10 protein-coding genes are annotated in these 18,919 nt (G+C 41.6%); 7 read left to right on the top strand and 3 right to left on the bottom strand.

Features of this window, described 5'->3' with window-relative positions; translation table 11 throughout:
* The first annotated feature begins 135 nt into the window (after positions 1-135).
* The 4 genes from PNEUHYL_RS09285 (at position 136) to mreD (ending at position 4,742) form a co-directional block, all read left to right on the top strand.
* Complete coding sequence (locus PNEUHYL_RS09285) at positions 136-1,923, top strand: ABC transporter ATP-binding protein/permease (protein ID WP_059367495.1); 1,788 nt, start codon at positions 136-138, stop codon at positions 1,921-1,923.
* A 151-nt stretch (positions 1,924-2,074) separates the two neighbouring features.
* Entirely contained in the window at positions 2,075-3,130 is a 1,056-nt protein-coding gene (locus tag PNEUHYL_RS09280; protein WP_059367493.1) for a rod shape-determining protein, read from the top strand.
* Between the two features lie 74 nt (positions 3,131-3,204).
* A complete protein-coding gene (gene mreC, locus PNEUHYL_RS09275) occupies positions 3,205-4,257 on the top strand; it encodes a rod shape-determining protein MreC (RefSeq protein ID WP_059367491.1) in 1,053 nt (350 codons plus the stop codon).
* Complete coding sequence (gene mreD, locus PNEUHYL_RS09270) at positions 4,257-4,742, top strand: rod shape-determining protein MreD (RefSeq protein ID WP_059367488.1); 486 nt, start codon at positions 4,257-4,259, stop codon at positions 4,740-4,742. Before mreC ends, mreD begins: the two co-directional genes overlap by 1 nt.
* 106 nt (positions 4,743-4,848) lie before the next feature.
* Here mreD and rho read toward each other — a convergent pair whose 3' ends face one another.
* From rho to PNEUHYL_RS09255, 3 genes are all read right to left on the bottom strand, one after another.
* Positions 4,849-6,111: a transcription termination factor Rho gene (rho, locus tag PNEUHYL_RS09265; protein WP_018355393.1), complete on the bottom strand. Its 1,263-nt coding sequence runs from the start codon at positions 6,109-6,111 to the stop codon at positions 4,849-4,851.
* Positions 6,112-6,242: 131 nt separating this feature from the next.
* Entirely contained in the window at positions 6,243-7,124 is an 882-nt protein-coding gene (locus PNEUHYL_RS09260; protein ID WP_059367486.1) for an AraC family transcriptional regulator, read from the bottom strand.
* A gap of 64 nt (positions 7,125-7,188) precedes the next feature.
* On the bottom strand, positions 7,189-7,821 hold the full coding sequence (locus PNEUHYL_RS09255; protein ID WP_059367484.1) for a DUF417 family protein: 633 nt from the start codon (positions 7,819-7,821) through the stop codon (positions 7,189-7,191).
* Between the two features lie 236 nt (positions 7,822-8,057).
* Here PNEUHYL_RS09255 and argH point away from each other — a divergent pair, with 236 nt between their 5' ends.
* The 3 genes from argH (at position 8,058) to PNEUHYL_RS09235 (ending at position 18,764) form a co-directional block, all read left to right on the top strand.
* A complete protein-coding gene (gene argH / locus PNEUHYL_RS09250; RefSeq protein ID WP_059367478.1) occupies positions 8,058-9,431 on the top strand; it encodes an argininosuccinate lyase in 1,374 nt (457 codons plus the stop codon).
* Between the two features lie 854 nt (positions 9,432-10,285).
* Positions 10,286-11,158, top strand: coding sequence for an OmpA family protein (locus PNEUHYL_RS09240; RefSeq protein WP_059367472.1), 873 nt, complete (start codon positions 10,286-10,288; stop codon positions 11,156-11,158).
* Between the two features lie 16 nt (positions 11,159-11,174).
* Positions 11,175-18,764 carry a hypothetical protein gene (locus tag PNEUHYL_RS09235; protein ID WP_059367471.1) on the top strand — a complete coding sequence of 2,530 codons (7,590 nt, stop codon included), beginning with the start codon at positions 11,175-11,177 and terminating at the stop codon, positions 18,762-18,764.
* The last annotated feature ends 155 nt before the right edge of the window (positions 18,765-18,919 follow it).

The raw sequence follows: 18,919 nt of genomic DNA, 5'->3' as shown, positions 1-18,919 counted from the left end.
TTATGGATTATAGCAATTTGAATTTTGAAAACGGTAACTAAACTCAAAAAATGATAACTTCATCACAATTTTTCTTGCTTAATCATAAACTCTGCCTAAAATGACCGCACTTTTATTTTTTACGGGTATATTTTTATGGATTACGGACAAGAAGCGATCACATCGCTCCTTTGGATTTTAAGAACGCTTGCTATTACAGCAGTGGTATTTAGTTTAGGGATTTTTTTACTAGTGCGTTTTACGCATTGGGGAAAGCAATTTTGGATGTTTGCCGGCGGTTATCTTTCGCCAAAGCGTAGCATTAAACCCTTATTATTTTTCTTGTTGATTGTAGCACTGACTCTAGTGAGTGTACGTGTCAGTTTAGTGTATTCCGAATGGAACAATAGTATGTACACGTCGCTACAAGAATTTAATGAACCTGTCTTTTGGCAACAAATGGTACTGTTTTGTATCATTGCCACCAGTGCAGTTTCCACTTATCTAGTAAGCTATTATGTAGAACAACGTTTTGTGATTGATTGGATTACTTGGCTCAATGATGAGCTAGCTGGTAAATGGATGGCAAATCGCGCTTACTATAAAACCCAATATCTGTCCGCTAATTTAGATAACCCTGATCAACGGATTCAACAAGATATACAATCTTATGTCAAAACTACATTGTCATTAAGCACCGGTGTTATTGATGCGGTTACCTCCATGATTTCTTATACTATTTTATTATGGGGATTGGCGGGACCAATGATGTTCTTCGGTATAGAAATTCCGCATATGATGGTTTTCTTGGTCTTTGCTTATGTGATTTTTACTACGCTGATCGCATTTAGACTTGGTCGTCCGCTCATCGATCTAAATTTTGCTAATGAACGTCTCAATGCAAACTATCGGTATTCCCTAATCCGTATTAAGGAATACGCAGAGAGCATTGCGTTTTATGCCGGAGAAAAGGTCGAGCAAAATCAGCTTTATCACCAATTTCGTTCGGTGATCAAAAATATGTGGAATATTGTATTTAGAACCTTAAAATTTTCCGGTTTCAATATAGTAGTGACCCAAGTTTCCGTGGTATTCCCCTTATTGATCCAAGTAGGTCGCTATTTTGAAAAACAGATCAAACTGGGTGATTTAATACAAACATTACAAGTGTTTGGTCAATTACATTCTAATTTATCTTTCTTCCGTAGCTCGTATGATAACTTTGCCGGTTATAAAGCGACACTTAATCGTTTAACCGGCTTTACTTATGCCATTGATATGGCAAATCGCGAATCGAAAACAGATATTCAAGTCAGTGAAAAGGATGTGATTTTTGAACATTTAAGCATTAAAAGCCCTTTTGGGCAGACATTAATTGAGAATCTCAACTTGGTTTTACCACAGGGGGCAAGTTTATTGATCCAAGGAGATTCCGGAGCAGGAAAAACGACTTTATTACGTACCGCAGCGGGGCTTTGGTCCTATTCTCTAGGAAAAGTGTATTGTCCGAAAGCGAAACTTTTTCTCTCACAAAAACCTTATTTGCCGCAGGGTAGCCTACTGACAGCATTGGCATATCCAAAAAATGTGGAAGAAATCGACCGCACTTTGGCGGAACAAATCTTACATAAAGTTCAACTTGGACATTTACTCGAACGTATTGAGCAAGACCAAGATTGGACTCGTATTCTTTCCCCTGGCGAGCAACAACGTCTAGCCTTTGCCCGACTATTGCTGCATAAACCGAAAGTCGCCTTTTTAGATGAAGCAACGGCGAGTATGGATGAAGGATTGGAATATGAGATGTATCGTTTATTAAAAGATGAATTACCGACAACGACAATTATTAGCGTGGGGCATCGTTCTACATTGAAGGCTTTCCATCAACAGCAGCTTCATCTTTTGTCTAAAGGTGAATGGTCGTTAAGTCAGCTCAATGGATAACTCAGTAAAAGTGCGGTCGTTTTTTTAGCGCATTTTTCTTGCGTAGTATAAAAATACTGTTATCAATAGCGATTTTTTGGTACATTTAGCACAATTTTTGTGTATTCAAATATGATCAAATTTTTAATCAATTCAAATTAACGGAATTATTATGTTATTTAAAAAAATACGCGGTTTATTTTCAAATGATCTCTCTATCGATTTAGGTACGGCAAACACGCTGATTTATGTAAAAGGGCAGGGGATTGTGTTAGATGAGCCTTCTGTCGTGGCGATTCGCCAAGATCGTATGGGGGCGTTAAAAAGTATTGCTGCGGTAGGTAAAGAAGCCAAACAAATGTTAGGGCGTACGCCAAAAAGCATTGTGGCTATTCGTCCGATGAAAGATGGTGTGATCGCAGACTTTTTTGTAACCGAAAAAATGTTGCAGTATTTTATTAAACAGGTTCACAGCGGCAACTTTATGCGCCCAAGCCCTCGCGTATTAGTGTGCGTACCGGCAGGTGCTACGCAGGTTGAACGCCGTGCAATTAAAGAATCGGCGATTGGTGCGGGGGCACGTGAAGTGTATTTAATTGAAGAACCGATGGCGGCGGCAATCGGCGCAAAATTACCGGTTTCTACCGCAGTCGGTTCAATGGTCATTGATATTGGTGGGGGAACAACCGAAGTCGCCGTGATTTCTTTAAACGGTATCGTGTATTCTTCTTCTGTTCGCATTGGCGGTGACCGCTTTGATGAAGCGATTATTTCTTATGTGCGTCGTACTTTTGGCTCAGTCATTGGAGAACCTACGGCAGAGCGTATTAAACAAGAAATTGGTACGGCTTACATTCAAGAAGGTGATGAAATTAAAGAAATGGAAGTGCATGGTCATAACCTCGCTGAAGGTGCGCCTCGTTCTTTCAAATTAACTTCTCGTGACGTATTGGAGGCCATTCAACAGCCTCTAAACGGTATCGTTGCGGCAGTACGTACAGCGCTTGAAGAATGTCAGCCGGAACATGCGGCGGATATTTTTGAGCGTGGTATGGTTTTGACCGGAGGCGGTGCATTATTACGCAATATTGATATTTTGCTTGCGCGTGAATCCGGTGTTCCGACGATTATTGCTGAAGAGCCGCTCACTTGTGTGGCGCGTGGCGGCGGTGAAGCGTTAGAAATGATCGATATGCATGGTGGCGACATTTTTAGCGATGAAATTTAATGTATCATCAATAAAAAGTGCGGTTGATTTTGACCGCACTTTTGTTTTAAGCCATTAATGAATTAGGTAGTTTAATGAAACCGATTTTTGCTAAATCTCCTCCTTTAGGATTCCGTCTGGTTCTTGCGGTGATTGCTTCTACCGGTCTTATTTTGGCGGATGGGCAGGATTCGATGGATAGGGTTCGCAGTATGATGGAAACCGCTGTTGGCGGTTTGTATTATTTGGCAAATAGCCCGCGTACCGTATTAGACGGCGTATCGGATAATTTTGTCGATACTAACAAATTACAAATCGAAAATAAGGTATTGCGTGAACAGCTTCGTGAAAAAAATGCGGATTTGTTGCTGTTGGATCAAATTAAAGTCGAAAATCAGCGTTTACGTTTATTACTCAATTCACCGTTAAGAACCGATGAATATAAAAAAATTGCGGAAGTGTTGACGGCTGAAACGGATGTATATCGCCAGCAGGTTGTTATTAATCAGGGAGAAAAAGACGGGGCTTATGTAGGGCAGCCGGTCATTGATGAGAAAGGCGTGATTGGGCAAATTATCTCTGTTGGGGCTAATACCAGTCGTGTATTGTTGATGACGGATGTAACTCATTCTATCCCTGTACAAGTGCTGCGTAATGATGTACGTGTGATTGCGAGTGGAACCGGGCATACCGACGAACTTACGCTTGATAATGTACCACGTTCAGTGGATATTGAAAAAGGCGATTTATTGGTGACATCAGGTTTGGGAGGGCGCTTTCTTGAAGGCTATCCCGTAGCAGTGGTGCAAAGTGTATCCCGTGATGGAACAAATTATTTCGCAACGGTAAAAGCCAAACCGTTAGCATCTTTAGAACGTTTACGCTACGTACTTTTACTTTGGCCAAGCACCCTAGATATATCAAAAGTAAAATCAATGTCGCCGGAAGAAGTACGCGAGCTGGTTCAAAAGCGGTTGGAAAGCCAAGCCAATGAGATGAACAATAAAGTGCGCAAAATGAAAATCACCGAAGAACAAGAACCCAAAATCGAAAATAATAAAGAAGAAATTGAACCTGAAATTCCGACCGAAACACCGCAAGACGAGCCTGTTTCACCGGAGCAACGGGAATATCGGGAGGAAGGCTGATGCAAATGCGCTTTTTGCAATGGGTAACGATACTCTCCTTCTTTATTGTCGCCCTTGTTATGGAACTTGCACCTTGGCCAATAGGCTTTCAAGCGTTTAAACCCGCTTGGTTAATTTTGGTGCTAACCTATTGGGTATTAGCTATTCCTAACAAAGTCAGCATTGGCATTGCTTTTTTACTTGGCGTGATTTGGGATATTGTACTTGGTTCAACCCTCGGTATTCATGCGCTAGTGCTTTCAGTCGCTTTTTACTTTATTGCTAAAAATTATCTGGTGCTTCGTAACCTTTCCTTGTGGTTTCAAAGCCTATTGGTGATTATTTTTGTGTTTTTTATTCGTTTTGCCATTTTTCTTGTGGAATTATTTTTACACAGTGCAGTGTTTAATTGGCAGGAAATTTTTGGCGCTATTGCCTCGGGTATATTGTGGCCATGGATATTTTTATTAATGCGAAAAATGCGCAGAAAAGTCGGGCTAAGTTGAAATCAGAAGAGTAGTTTTTATTCAGCAGACTGTATAACGATAGAAATAAAAGGGAAACATTTGTTTCCCTTTTGTTATATCTAATTTTTGTGATTCTATCAGACCATTACGAACGTTTCATAATTTCAAAAAACTCTTCATTGGTTTTTGCAACACCGAGTTTGTCAATGAGCCATTCCATTGCTTCCACTTCACCCATTGGGTTAAGGATTTTGCGTAGAATCCACATTTTTTGCAGTTCGTCAGGTGTGGTGAGTAAATCTTCTTTACGTGTTCCCGAGCGATTGAAGTCAATAGCTGGGAATACGCGTTTTTCGGCAATTTTACGGGAAAGATGAAGTTCCATATTACCGGTTCCTTTAAATTCTTCGAAAATTACTTCATCCATTTTTGAGCCGGTATCGACAAGTGCGGTCGCAATAATCGTTAAACTACCACCTTCTTCTACATTACGGGCGGCACCGAAGAAACGTTTAGGACGGTGTAATGCGTTGGCATCCACACCACCTGATAAAATCTTACCGGAAGCCGGTGTAACCGTATTATAAGCACGGGCCAAACGGGTAATGGAATCAAGTAAAATTACCACATCTTTTTTATGTTCGACGGAACGTTTAGCCTTTTCGATCACCATTTCTGCCACTTGAACATGGCGTGCAGCCGGTTCATCAAAAGTAGAAGCGATCACTTCACCTTTTACCGAGCGTTGCATTTCCGTTACCTCTTCCGGGCGTTCATCAATTAACAGGACGATGAGTTCGCATTCCGGATAATTATGGGTAATGCTTTGAGCAATATTTTGCAGTAGCATGGTTTTACCGGCTTTTGGAGGCGCAACAATTAAACCCCGTTGACCTTTACCAATCGGTGAGGCTAAATCCAAAATACGGGCGGTTAAATCTTCGGTTGAGCCGTTACCCCGTTCCATTTTGAGACGGGAGTTGGCATGGAGCGGTGTTAAGTTTTCAAAGAGAATTTTACTACGGGATACTTCGGGCTTGTCATCATTGACTTGATCAACTTTAAGTAGGGCAAAATAGCGCTCACCTTCTTTAGGCGGTCGGATTTTACCTTCAATTTTGTCACCAGTTTGTAAGTTAAAACGACGAATTTGGCTTGGTGAAACATAAATATCGTCAGGACCCGCTAAATAAGAACTGTCGGCAGAACGTAAAAAACCGAAACCATCGGGTAAAATTTCTAACACGCCGCCGCCAAAGATATCTTCACCGCTTTTGGCATGTTGTTTTAAGATTGCAAAGACAATATCTTGTTTACGCAAACGGGCTAAATTTTCTAAGCCCATTTGCTCTTCGCCAAGTTTCACTAGATCCGAAACAGGCGTATTTTTAAGTTCTGTTAAATGCATAATGAATAATTGTTGGGATTGTTAAGAGTTGAGTTAATTGAATGGTGGAGTACTATCCTAAAATTTTTGCGTAAGGTATCACTAAAACGGCATACTGTCTAGTTGTCAGCACAAACTTTTATAAATTTATTTTATTTTTTGCGATATTGCCCCGGAGTTAATTGATAATATTTTTTAAATGCTTTCCCAAAATTACTTTCCGACTGAAAACCGCAATTTAATGCAATGCTGAGTACGGATTGTTGGGAGTGTTTAAGTAATTCCGCCGCCTTTTGTAATCTAATATGATTGACAAAATTATATGGGCTGACACCGAGTTGCCGATTAAATAATCGTATAAGTTGAGCTTTGGATAAATTTGCTATATGACAAAGGGTTTCAATTTTCCACCCCTGCTCAGGTTTCGCAATAATATTGGATATCACATTGTAAAGACGTTTATCGCGTAATCCGTTCAGCTGGGCGTTATCCTGTTGTAAATAGGCACGAATTAGTAAGGTTAGCAATACGCTGAGTAAGGCATTAATAATATTTGCGGAACCGGCTTGATACTCATCAGCTTCTCGTTGCAGTATGTCAAGTAAGGGGGTTAAAGCGGCATCTTGCAAATTTAATAAAATAACTTCAGGTAGGTTATTAAATAATTCCGATTGTTTATCATAAGTAAAATTGGCACAAAATAAGCTGAAATCAGGCGATTCACCGCCGCATTGTTTCAACGTAAATGCACCGTTAGAAATAATATTTATTTTACTCGGTCCCTTGTAGTTAGGCTGGTGTGTTAAGACGTGACCTAATGAATGGGGGATAAATACCACATCGTTAGCCTTAAGTTTTATTGCATTCACCATCCCGTCAATATGTAAATATCCCTCTCCTTGTGAAACTATATGCACAATTCCATGACAGGTTTGCCTCTCATGGCGGATATACCAAGAGTCCTGCAATTTACATTGAACATTAATGCTACCGGAGATTTGAGCAAATTTAATGAGTTTATCAAGAATATCCATTACTTACCTCTATAAATAAAAATAGGGAGCGGGCTCCCTATTTTCGTTTGCATTATATATTTTATTAAGCCAAGCCACCCGCCTTTTTGCGCAGAATTCGATTTGCACATTCTGCCGCTACAGTTAATCCGCCTGCCATCATAATAATGTCTTTTAAGATCAAACGTCCGGCGGCAGATAAATAAGGGAAGCCATAATTTGGTGTAGGTAAATCACCGCCTAAATTCGGTACCCAGGTTTCCGGTGTGGTAATCAGGAACGAAAGCGTAACAATTGACATACCGAAGGTCAAGAGTCCGCCAATCAACCCGATGTTGGCATTCCAAATCCCCATCAGGGTTAAAATACCAATGCTCACAATCACCATGCCTAATCCGTAAGAGAAGGTATAAGTACCGTTTTGCTTATGCCATTCGATATTTTTTTGTACCATTTTTCCTTCAGGATTCTTGTGTAACACATATTCCTTAACCATTTCGCCTTTTTCATTTGGTGCGTATTTATCGCTGTTATTATAAAAAAAGCTCATAAAAGGGCTATTGGATACGAAATGTGCAATCCCGTCCGCTTCGTATTGGAAGGCTTTTAAGCCGCCAATCCAAGCCATAACAATAAAAATGGCAATTCGAATAAAATTAATAAATTGACGTTGCCAAGGGGCGATAATTTTAGCAATAAATTCAATCAAAGCTTGCATAGATAACTCCTAATTATTAATGATAAATCAGCTTTAAATTTTAAGGCAATTAAGTCAGCGTTATTAGACGATTTGTCTTAATTTATCCATAAATTGTCTCATTTTATCATCGGAGATATCGGCGATTTCTTTAAAATATTTCACTTATTTAGGGGGAATTGATAAAATGCCCCCTTTAAAAATTCCGTATATTTTGACCGCACTTTGGGGTCATTGATGATAAGAAAGAGGATATTATGGCACTTTGGGGTGGGCGTTTTACACAAGCGGCAGATAAGCGTTTTAAAGATTTTAATGATTCATTACGTTTTGATTATCGTCTCGCCGAACAGGATATCGAAGGATCAATCGGTTGGTCGAAAGCATTAGTAAAAGTGAATGTCTTAACGACGGATGAACAACAACGGTTAGAGCAGGCATTAAATGAATTATTGATCGAAGTGCGGTCGAATCCGCAAGCAATTTTACAAGATGAAGCAGAGGATATTCACAGTTGGGTGGAAAGTAAACTGATTGATAAAGTCGGTAATCTTGGAAAAAAATTGCATACCGGACGTAGTCGTAACGATCAAGTCGCACTCGATATTAAAATGTGGTGTAAACAACGTGTGATCGAATTACAGGATTCGATTCGGAATTTACAACGCCATTTAGTGCAAACCGCTGAAAATACCCAAGAAGCCGTGATGCCGGGTTACACCCATCTTCAACGTGCGCAACCTATCACTTTTGCCCACTGGTGTATGGCTTATGTAGAAATGTTTGATCGAGATTACACCCGTTTGACCGATGCTTATAAACGCATGAATACTTGCCCGCTTGGTAGTGGTGCATTGGCTGGTACGGCTTATGCAGTGGATCGCGATGCACTTGCTCAAGATTTAGGGTTTAATTTTGCAACCCGTAATAGTTTGGACAGCGTGTCGGATCGTGATCATATCGTAGAATTACTTTCTACAGCCTCCCTGAGTATGGCTCATCTTTCCCGTTTTGCGGAAGATATGATTATTTTTAATAGTGGAGAAGCAAATTTCGTCGAATTATCGGATCGTGTAACTTCAGGTTCATCTTTAATGCCACAAAAGAAAAATCCGGATGCCTGCGAATTAATTCGTGGAAAAGCAGGTCGTGTAATGGGCGCTTTAACCGGAATGTTGATGACTTTAAAGGGGTTACCGCTCGCCTACAACAAAGATATGCAAGAAGATAAGGAGGGCATTTTCGATGCCTTGGATACTTGGCAAGATTGTTTGGACATGGCAACTTTCGTATTGGATGAGTTAAAAGTGAACGTTGAACGTACCCGTGAAGCCGCCTTAAAAGGCTATTCAAATGCGACTGAATTGGCTGATTATCTTGTTGCTAAAGGTGTACCTTTCCGTGATTCCCATCATATTGTGGGGGAAACGGTGGTGTATGCGATTAAAAAAGGCAAAAGCTTGGAAGATTTAACTATTCCGGAATTTCGTCAGTTTAGCGAGATGGTGGGAGATGATGTGTACAACATTCTTTCCCTGCAATCCTGTTTGGATAAACGTTGTGCAAAAGGCGGCGTTTCTCCATTACGAGTAGCAGAAGCCATTGCAGAAGCGAAAGCAAGATTTGCCTAAGCAATAAAATAAATAGAAAGTGCGGTGGGAAAAATAGTTGAATTTCTCGGTATTATGCAGCAGAGGCGCAAAAGATTATTTTGTACGTTTACTACCGCTATTCATAATCAGGCTAAAAATGACCGCACTTTGGTTTATAAAAATATACGCTAATGTATGAATTAAAATCCTCTATAGCGAAAAAACTAAGGGAATTTTTTTATGGAAGTACGGTTGAAAGTTATTTAATAAGTATGGGTTAGCTTTTTTGGTTTCAATAGGTGCAGTAGCCAATAGGGAGCATTCTAACAGCTTAAAGTAAGGTTATCATTAACACTTTTAAGATTAAAAAGCCCAAGTTTCTGTAATAAAACCATAACATTTAAAAAAAATTGGCATTTACAATAAAATATATGTAAAGTAGGCGCACGATTCTTCCAATTTCAAATTCAGGACATACACTGATGAACAGCAGACAGCAGACAGCAGACAGCAGACAGCAGACAGCAGACAGCAGACAGCAGACAGCAGACAGCAGACAGCAGACAGCATACAGCATAAAGCATAATTTTTCTTTCTCCTTCCGCCAGGAAAAGGTTAGGTGGAATTCTATTTACAAAAAACTCAAGATTGAGGGTTCTTGTATCAAGAACCCTCAATCTTGAGTTTTTTGTATTTTAGTCTCTTCAAAAAATTCAGGTGTTGATGGCGTTAGGCGTGATTTTTCAACATCGCCCGAGCGTTTTCGACAATATTATTTTTCCTCGGTTGTTTGGATTGGATGCCCCATCTGCTATGGAGTTGTGTAGTGTGAAGGAAAAGTAATTTTATTTATTGAATCTCAACAATTTTATTAACTATTAAAGAGGTTAAGTATGAACAAAACATTGCTTTGTCTCGGCGTGGTAGCTGCATTGACTGGCTGCGCACGAGATGTGAATCAGCCACTAGAAACGTGGAGTAATTTTGAACAAAGCAAAATTAATGCTCAGCAGTTGGAGGAAAACCAATCTTTGGCTGTATTTTATCGTCAGGATGATGTACAAGGCCCGGCGGTCAATGTGTATGTTGACGGCAATTATCAAGCCTCATTGCTGCCAAATGCGTACACACCGGTAGTGGTTTGTGCGGACAAACATTTATTCAGTGCCTCTTATAGCAGTAACGGCAAATTTGGCAATCGTACGCAGGGGGTGAACTATACACTACCGGTCAACCAAACAATGTATATCAAAGTAAGTCAACAAAACGGTAAACTCGTGTTTAACCAAGTGGAAGGTGCGGTCGGAGAACAGGAAGTTTCTCAATTAGCTAAAGAAAATCAAACCCTTTCACGCGTTCCTGCCGCAGGGAATTGCGGTGCAGGCATATTAGCGGTGGAGTCATTGGAAGCGGGCGCATTATTCGATTTTAACAAATCCAATTACAACGACATTTTGCCGAACGGCAAAGAAAAAATTGAAGAATTTGCCGAGAAAGTCAAATCCATGCCATCAATTAGCAAAATAACCGTTTCCGGTCATACAGACCCGATAGGTTCGGCAAGCTATAACCAAGCGTTATCACAAAAACGGGCGAATACCGTGAAATTAGCATTACAAAAAGCAGGTGTAACCGCGCCGATTAATGCGGTGGGTTACGGTAAAGCGGAACTGGTGGTAAGCAATTGCGATGCCTATAAAGGCGCACAACGTAATCAGTGCAACCAACCAAATCGCCGTGTAGAAATCGCAGTTTATGGAAACTAATGATTAAGGAGTATTTATGTCAACCACATTAAAAGTATTAAGTGCTAAAAAAGTGATAGCCAGCCACCAAATTACTCAAGGTGAAATGTTGGTTATTGAAGCAAGAGATAAATCAAATTACCAATTAATTGACAACCAAACCGGTCTTGGTCCACAAAATATCATCGCTAAACGTGAAGGAAAGGATTTAAAACTCTTTTTGGAAGACGGCGATATGAGCGCAGACGTAGTGATTAAAGGTTACTACGGTGATGAAAATTCAGAAGAAGTAAGCAACTTAATTGTTGGTCAACATGAAAATGGCGGCATTTATGCCTATGTACCGGAATCCGGCTTAAAATCGGATGCGGTGAGTATGTTAGCAGAAGAAGTGGCTGCACCACAAGCGTTAGGAGGTGAAGATCTAGCGAGTGCCTTCTGGGCGTTTAACCCGTGGTGGTTATTAGCGTTAGTTCCATTGGCAGCAGGTATTGCGATTGCGGCAAGCAATGGCGGAAGTAGTGGCGGCGGTAATGAGAATACCGACAATACAGCAGATAAACCAACGTTAGATGCTAAAACTGATGGTTCGGTAACCGTAAAACCTGGCGCAGACAACACGAAAGTTGTGGTGAAATATACTGATGAAAACGGCAATGAAAAAACAGCAACCTTGACGAAAGATGCAAATGGCAACTGGACATCAGACAATCCGGACGTAGCACCAAAAGGTGACGGCTCATTCACTATTCCAGCAGATAAAGTAAAAGACGGTTCTAAAGTAACAGCAATCGGTACGGATGATAAAGGGAATGCGGCGGATGCTGATGCAACAACGGCGGGCAATAATCCGGATACAACGGCGGATAAACCGACCTTAACCCCGGAAACCGACGGTTCAGTTAGCGTGAAACCGGGCGAAGACAATACTAAAGTCGTGGTGAAATATACCGACGAAGACGGTACGGAAAAAACCGCAACGTTAATTAAAGACGCTGACGGTAACTGGACATCAGACAATCCGGACGTCACGCCGAAAAATGATGGCACATTTACCATTCCGGCAGATAAAGTGAAAGACGGCTCTGAAGTAACGGCAATCGGTACGGATGATAAAGGGAATGCGGCGGATGCTGATGCAACAACGGCGGGCAATAATCCGGATACAACGGCGGATAAACCGACCTTAACCCCGGAAACCGACGGTTCAGTTAGCGTGAAACCGGGCGAAGACAATACTAAAGTCGTGGTGAAATATACCGACGAAGACGGTACGGAAAAAACCGCAACGTTAACTAAAGACGCTGACGGTAACTGGACATCAGACAATCCGGACGTCACGCCGAAAAATGATGGCACATTTACCATTCCGGCAGATAAAGTGAAAGACGGCTCTGAAGTAACGGCAATCGGTACGGATGATAAAGGTAATACGGCGGATGCTGATGCAACAACGGCGGGCAATAATCCGGATACAACGGCGGATAAACCGACCTTAACCCCTGAAACCGACGGTTCAGTTAGCGTGAAACCGGGCGAAGACAATACTAAAGTTGTGGTGAAATATACCGACGAAGACGGTACGGAAAAAACCGCAACGTTAACTAAAGACGCTGACGGTAACTGGACATCAGATAATCCGGACGTCATGCCGAAAAATGATGGCACATTTACCATTCCTGAGAATAAAGTGAAAGACGGTTCTGAAGTAACGGCAATCGGTACGGATGATAAAGGTAATGCGGCGGATGCTGATGCAACGGCGGGCAATAATCCGGATACAACGGCGGATAAACCGACCTTAACCCCGGAAACCGATGGTTCGGTTAGTGTGAAACCGGGCGAAGACAATACTAAAGTTGTGGTGAAATATACCGACGAAGACGGTGCGGAAAAAACCGCAACCTTAACTAAAGGCGCTGACGGTAACTGGACCTCAGACAATCCGGACGTTACGCCGAAAAACGATGGTACATTCACCATTCCTGAGAATAAAGTGAAAGACGGTTCTGAAGTAACGGCAATCGGTACGGATGATAAAGGTAATGCGGCGGATGCTGATGCAGCAACGGCGGGCAATAATCCGAATACAACGGCGGATAAACCTGTTATCACGGCTGAAAATGACGGTTCTGTAACAGTAAAAGCGGGTGATGATAATGTCATAATGGGAGTTAAGTTCAAAGATGAAAATGATAAAGACCAAACTGTTGCTATAAAGAAAGAAAATGGTGAGTGGATCTTATTCTTTGATAGTGGTGACAACAACGTGACAGTTGATAAGGATTCTGGCATCGTTAAAATTCCTGCGGATAAATTAAAAGATGGTGGAGAAGTTAATGCATTAGGTCGTGATAATCTCGATAATCGGGCTGATGCAGATCCGGTAAATGCAGGCTCGGATCCAAAAAATGCAAAACCGATCACAGAAGATAAAGACGGAGATGGTACACCAGATGGCATAGTGAGTTCACCGGCAGCAATTGATGAAACAGGCAATAACAACAAGGTGACGACAACAATTAAGTTGGATAACAACAATGGCGTAGATAACCTGCCAATCACAATTGTCGGTACAGGTGGTAAACCGGTTTCAGCAGAGGATTTCGAAGCTCCGGTCGTGAAATATACGGATCCGACGGATAATACTGAAAAAGTCTTAGCCCCAAATGCAGACGGTACTTATAACGTACCGGCAGGCGTAACGGAGTTAAAAGTAGAGCATACGGCGAAAGCGGATAATTCAACGGAAGGCGCGGAAACCGGTAAGGTGAAAGTGGGCAATGTTGAAGGTAATGAAGTAACGGTTAATGATACTTCAACAACACCATTACCGGATGAAGCAAAAGCACCGACTTTAGCAAAAGATCCGGCTAACCAAGGTGGGGCGATTGTTACTCCGGATCCGAGTAATGACCAGGTTGTTGTAACCTTCCATAATGAGAAAGGTGAAGAACAAACTGTTACGGTGAAAAAAGGCGATGACGGCACTTGGACACCGGAAGGTCAGCTACCGGAACGTGTAACACTTGATCCGGCAACAGGTAAAGTAACGATTACACCGGATGCAGTGAAAGATGGTGGACAAGTTAACGCAACGGGTAAAGAAAGCGGTAAAACGGATAAAGCCGGTGAACCGTTAACAACAGATACGGATGCGAAAAATGCAAAACCGATCACAGAAGATAAAGACGGAGATGGTACACCGGATGGCATAGTGAGTTCGCCGGCAGCAATTGATGAAACAGGCAATAACAACAAAGTGACAACAACAATTAAGTTGGATAACAACAATGGTGTAGATAACCTGCCAATCACAATTGTCGGTACAGGTGGCAAACCGGTTTCAGCAGAGGATTTCGAAGCTCCGGTCGTGAAATATACGGATCCGACGGATAATACCGAAAAAGTCTTAGCCCCAAATGCAGACGGTACTTATAACGTACCGGCAGGCGTAACGGAGTTAAAAGTAGAGCATACGGCGAAAGCGGATAATTCAACGGAAGGCGCGGAAACCGGTAAGGTGAAAGTGGGCAATGTTGAAGGTAATGAAGTAACGGTTAATGATACTTCAACAACACCATTACCGGATGAAGCAAAAGCACCGACTTTAGCAAAAGATCCGGCTAACCAAGGTGGGGCGATTGTTACTCCGGATCCGAGTAATGACCAGGTTGTTGTAACCTTCCCTAATGAGAAAGGTGAAGAACAAACTGTTACGGTGAAAAAAGGCGATGACGGCACTTGGACACCGGAAGGTCAGCTACCGGAACGTGTAACACTTGATCCGGCAACAGGTAAAGTAACGATTACACCGGATGCAGTGAAAGATGGTGGACAAGTTAACGCAACGGGTAAAGAAAGCGGTAAAACGGATAAAGCCGGTGAACCGTTAACAACAGATGCGGATGCGAAAAATGCAAAACCGATCACAGAAGATAAAGACGGAGATGGTACACCGGATGGCGTAGTGAGTTCGCCGGCAGCAATTGATGAAACAGGCAATAACAACAAAGTGACAACAACAATTAAGTTGGATAACAACAATGGTGTAGATAACCTGCCAATCACAATTGTCGGTACAGGTGGTAAACCGGTTTCAGCAGAGGATTTCGAAGCTCCGGTCGTGAAATATACGGATCCGACGGATAATACAGAAAAAGTCTTAGCCCCAAATGCAGACGGTACTTATAACGTACCGGCAGGCGTAACGGAGTTAAAAGTAGAGCATACGGCGAAAGCGGATAATTCAACGGAAGGCGCGGAAACCGGTAAGGTGAAAGTGGGCAATGTTGAAGGTAATGAAGTAACGGTTAATGATACTTCAACAACACCATTACCGGATGAAGCAAAAGCACCGACTTTAGCAAAAGATCCGGCTAACCAAGGTGGGGCGATTGTTACTCCGAATCCGAGTAATGACCTGGTGTTTGTAACGTTCCCTAATGAGAAAGGTGAAAAACAAACGGTTACTGTGGAAAAAGGCGATGACGGTACTTGGACACCGGAAGGTCAGCTACCGGCAGGTGTAACAGTTGATCCGGCAACAGGTAAAGTAACTATTGCACCGGATGCAGTGAAAGATGGTGGACAAGTTAACGCAACGGGTAAAGAAAGCGGTAAAACGGATAAAGCCGGTGAACCGTTAACAACAGATACGGATGCGAAAAATGCAAAACCGATCATAGAAGATAAAGACGGGGATGGTAAGCCGGATGGCGTAGTGAGTGAGCCGCCAACAATTGATGAAACAGGTGCCAACAAAGTGACAACAACAATTAAGTTGGATAACAACAATGGCGTAGATAACCTGCCAATCACAATTGTCGGTACAGGTAACAAACCGGTCTCAGCAGAGGATTTCGAAGCTCCGGTCGTGAAATATACGGATCCGACGGATAATACAGAAAAAGTCTTAGCCCCAAATGCAGACGGTACTTATAACGTACCGGCAGGCGTAACGGAGTTAAAAGTAGAGCATACGGCGAAAGAGGATAATTCAACGGAAGGCGCGGAAACCGGTAAGGTGAAAGTGGGCAATGTTGAAGGTAATGAAATAACGGTTAATGATACTTCAATAGATGCGGCTAAACTGGAAATTGACATTACTGAGATTGCCGGAGATAGTCAATCTGCAAGTGTTAAAGACGATGGTACGGCAGCTGGGGATGTATATGCTCAGATAAGCCCGGCAGAAGCGGCAGGCGGATTCTTAATTCGTGGTACAAGCAAAGATATTAGTGGTGACATTACTGTAACCATAGGGGAAAAAAGTGGCGCAGTTATTGTAACAAAAACCGTGACTCCTGCAGCAGATGGTAGTTGGAGCGTTAATATTGGCGCTAACGAACTCACCGGTTATGCTGCGACCAAAGAGTATGAGGTGAAAGCAGTCGGTAAAGATGCAAATAATACCAGTGTAGAAGATATTGATTACACCGCATCAACACCGCAGGTAACAGCAATTAAGTTAGTTGATAACTTAAATGATGAACCGCTTGAAGACGGAACTTATCAATATAGCGATTACTATACCCAGAATAACCCGAAATATGTCGGTGATGTTGCTAAAGCTACAAACCCACAAACGGCTACTAGCCTTGCAAACGGGTTGACTAATGATAAAGATGCGGTATTAGAATTTACACTAGATAAAGCGCCGACAGCTGGTCAAACAGTTAAAGTATATCGCTATACATTATCTGAAAGTTCAGATGTGAATAATCCATATACTGAACATGGTAAAACGGATGTTACTGCCGATATGCTCGCCTCTACTGACGGATTAACTTATACGGTGACACCGAAAGGCAATAATGTATTGAGCGAAACTTACAGCCAAAATTATCGTTATGAAGTTGTGGTGGAAGATAAAAATGGTGATGCACTTTCAACTGGGGATAAAGGTAAATTTGATTTCCGACTTGATACTTTAGTTGAGCAAATGTCTGTTGAAAAATTTGACATTGCAACAGGTGAGGTTATCTTTGCTCCAGTTGGGTTATCTGAAGTTGGTGCGACAATTGAATATCGTTATGCCACAAGCACAGGAAAAACAAATTGGTCTGCACCGGTCACTGCAGATGGTGAGGGTAAATATCATTTAACGCTCAACAACTTTAACCGTAAAGTATCTGGTGCGCTTGAACTTCGTATTATTGATGCAGCAGGTAATGTGTCTGAAACAAAAGTCAGTGTATTACGTAATCTAACGGCAGAAATGAATTTACAACAAGGACCAGATCCAAGACCTGCAGGTTCGACTATTGGTGCTCCTATTACTTATGGTAATGGTAGTATGGATGATGCTGCAGTAACAATACCAAAACAGCCATTAACAAATGCAAGTAATGGTGGGTTTGTAACGACTAATGGTAATGATACGGTTATCTTTGGTTTGGACTTTAACCACTTTGGTAATATGGGTGTTTATAATGGTACTTTTGGAGCTACTGGATCGGGTACATTTGGTGGCTTTGATGCGGGAGCCGGTGATGATAGCGTTCAATTCCGTGGTACAGCACAATCCATGTATGGTCAAAAAATTGCCATGGGTGCAGGTAATGACCGTGTTGCGATTGCTGGTGGATTACTTGTAGGTAACTACACCATTGATCTGGGACAAGCTGAAGATAAAGCTGGAGATACCAATATTCTGTATGTTGGTGGAAATACGGCTAATGCTACAGAAATCAAGTTCTTCAGTGGTGCAGGTAATGATCGTATTCAAATTGATGGCACCTTCGACGGAAATAAAACGGTTGATTTAGGTGAAGGCAATAATGAGTTACGTGTTGGCTATGGTGCAGCAGGCGGAACTGATCTGGTTAAGAAAATTGATTTTACTGCCGGTTCGGGTGACGATGTAATTTCCGTGAAAGGTAGCATTAGTACCATTGCTGGACAAAAACAAACCTTTAACCTAGGAGAAGGGGACAACTTTATCGAAGTAGGTAAAGACGTTGATACTGACGGTACCTTCTCGTTTGGTAATGGGAATGATACTGTTAATATCAAAGATACTCTGAAAGGAGGTACATTCAATTTCTCTGGTGGCGATGATGTGATGACGGTTGGTTCAATTCTTAAGTCCGCCGAGGATAATGTCCATATCAACATGGGTTCAGGAAATGACTCTTTAACAATTACTGGTTCCCGAGTGAATACGGGTAATGGTGCAATTGACGGTGGGGAAGGTAATGATACTATCTTCTTACACGGTACAGATTTGAAATTGGATATGAATCAAGTACTAAACTTTGATACCATTGATATGCGTGCTATTACTGGTGGTACGGGTAACCAGAAGGTCACTTTAACCTTAGCTGACTTGCAACGCTTAGGAGATAATATTACCCAGCTTTATATCAAAGGTGATGTTGGCGATACAGTGGACTTTGGTAACAATGGCGGTAACGGTTCAGATAACCAAGCTAAGAATGGTACCAACGGTATTGAGTTTAAAGATAGCGGTGGTGCATTACAAAATAATTGGAATGTATGGCAAAAAACCGGTACAGACATTGTAAAAGATGGTGTTGTGTATGATAAGTACACATACTATGGAGCAACAGGTCAAGTAAATAATGAAGAAGTTTATATCCAACAAGGTGTAAGCATTATTTAATTACGTTACTTACCCATTTAATCAACAATCCTCCTTACGAAAGTTTGGGGGATTGTTTATGGTGCTATTTTGTGATTTAAGAGATATAAGAGTAAAGTCCAACGGATTTTATCACTCTAACTTTTTGACTTTTTTTTTGAAAAATGCAAAATAGG

Origin of the sequence: Rodentibacter caecimuris (genome assembly GCF_001019715.1) — a bacterium.
Classification (GTDB): Bacteria; Pseudomonadota; Gammaproteobacteria; order Enterobacterales; family Pasteurellaceae; genus Rodentibacter; species Rodentibacter caecimuris.
The sequence above is the reverse complement of the archived record's forward strand: the minus strand, read 5'-3'. Positions and strand labels throughout refer to the sequence as shown.

Bases quoted from the DNA above. Each gene is read 5' to 3' on its own strand.
- PNEUHYL_RS09255 (WP_059367484.1), bottom strand. From the start codon at position 7,821: ATGCAAGCTTTGATTGAATTTATTGCTAAAATTATCGCCCCTTGGCAA.
- rho (WP_018355393.1), bottom strand. From the start codon at position 6,111: ATGCATTTAACAGAACTTAAAAATACGCCTGTTTCGGATCTAGTGAAA.
- PNEUHYL_RS09235 (WP_059367471.1), top strand. From the start codon at position 11,175: ATGTCAACCACATTAAAAGTATTAAGTGCTAAAAAAGTGATAGCCAGC.
- PNEUHYL_RS09280 (WP_059367493.1), top strand. From the start codon at position 2,075: ATGTTATTTAAAAAAATACGCGGTTTATTTTCAAATGATCTCTCTATC.
- argH (WP_059367478.1), top strand. From the start codon at position 8,058: ATGGCACTTTGGGGTGGGCGTTTTACACAAGCGGCAGATAAGCGTTTT.
- PNEUHYL_RS09285 (WP_059367495.1), top strand. From the start codon at position 136: ATGGATTACGGACAAGAAGCGATCACATCGCTCCTTTGGATTTTAAGA.
- mreD (WP_059367488.1), top strand. From the start codon at position 4,257: ATGCAAATGCGCTTTTTGCAATGGGTAACGATACTCTCCTTCTTTATT.
- PNEUHYL_RS09260 (WP_059367486.1), bottom strand. From the start codon at position 7,124: ATGGATATTCTTGATAAACTCATTAAATTTGCTCAAATCTCCGGTAGC.
- PNEUHYL_RS09240 (WP_059367472.1), top strand. From the start codon at position 10,286: ATGAACAAAACATTGCTTTGTCTCGGCGTGGTAGCTGCATTGACTGGC.
- mreC (WP_059367491.1), top strand. From the start codon at position 3,205: ATGAAACCGATTTTTGCTAAATCTCCTCCTTTAGGATTCCGTCTGGTT.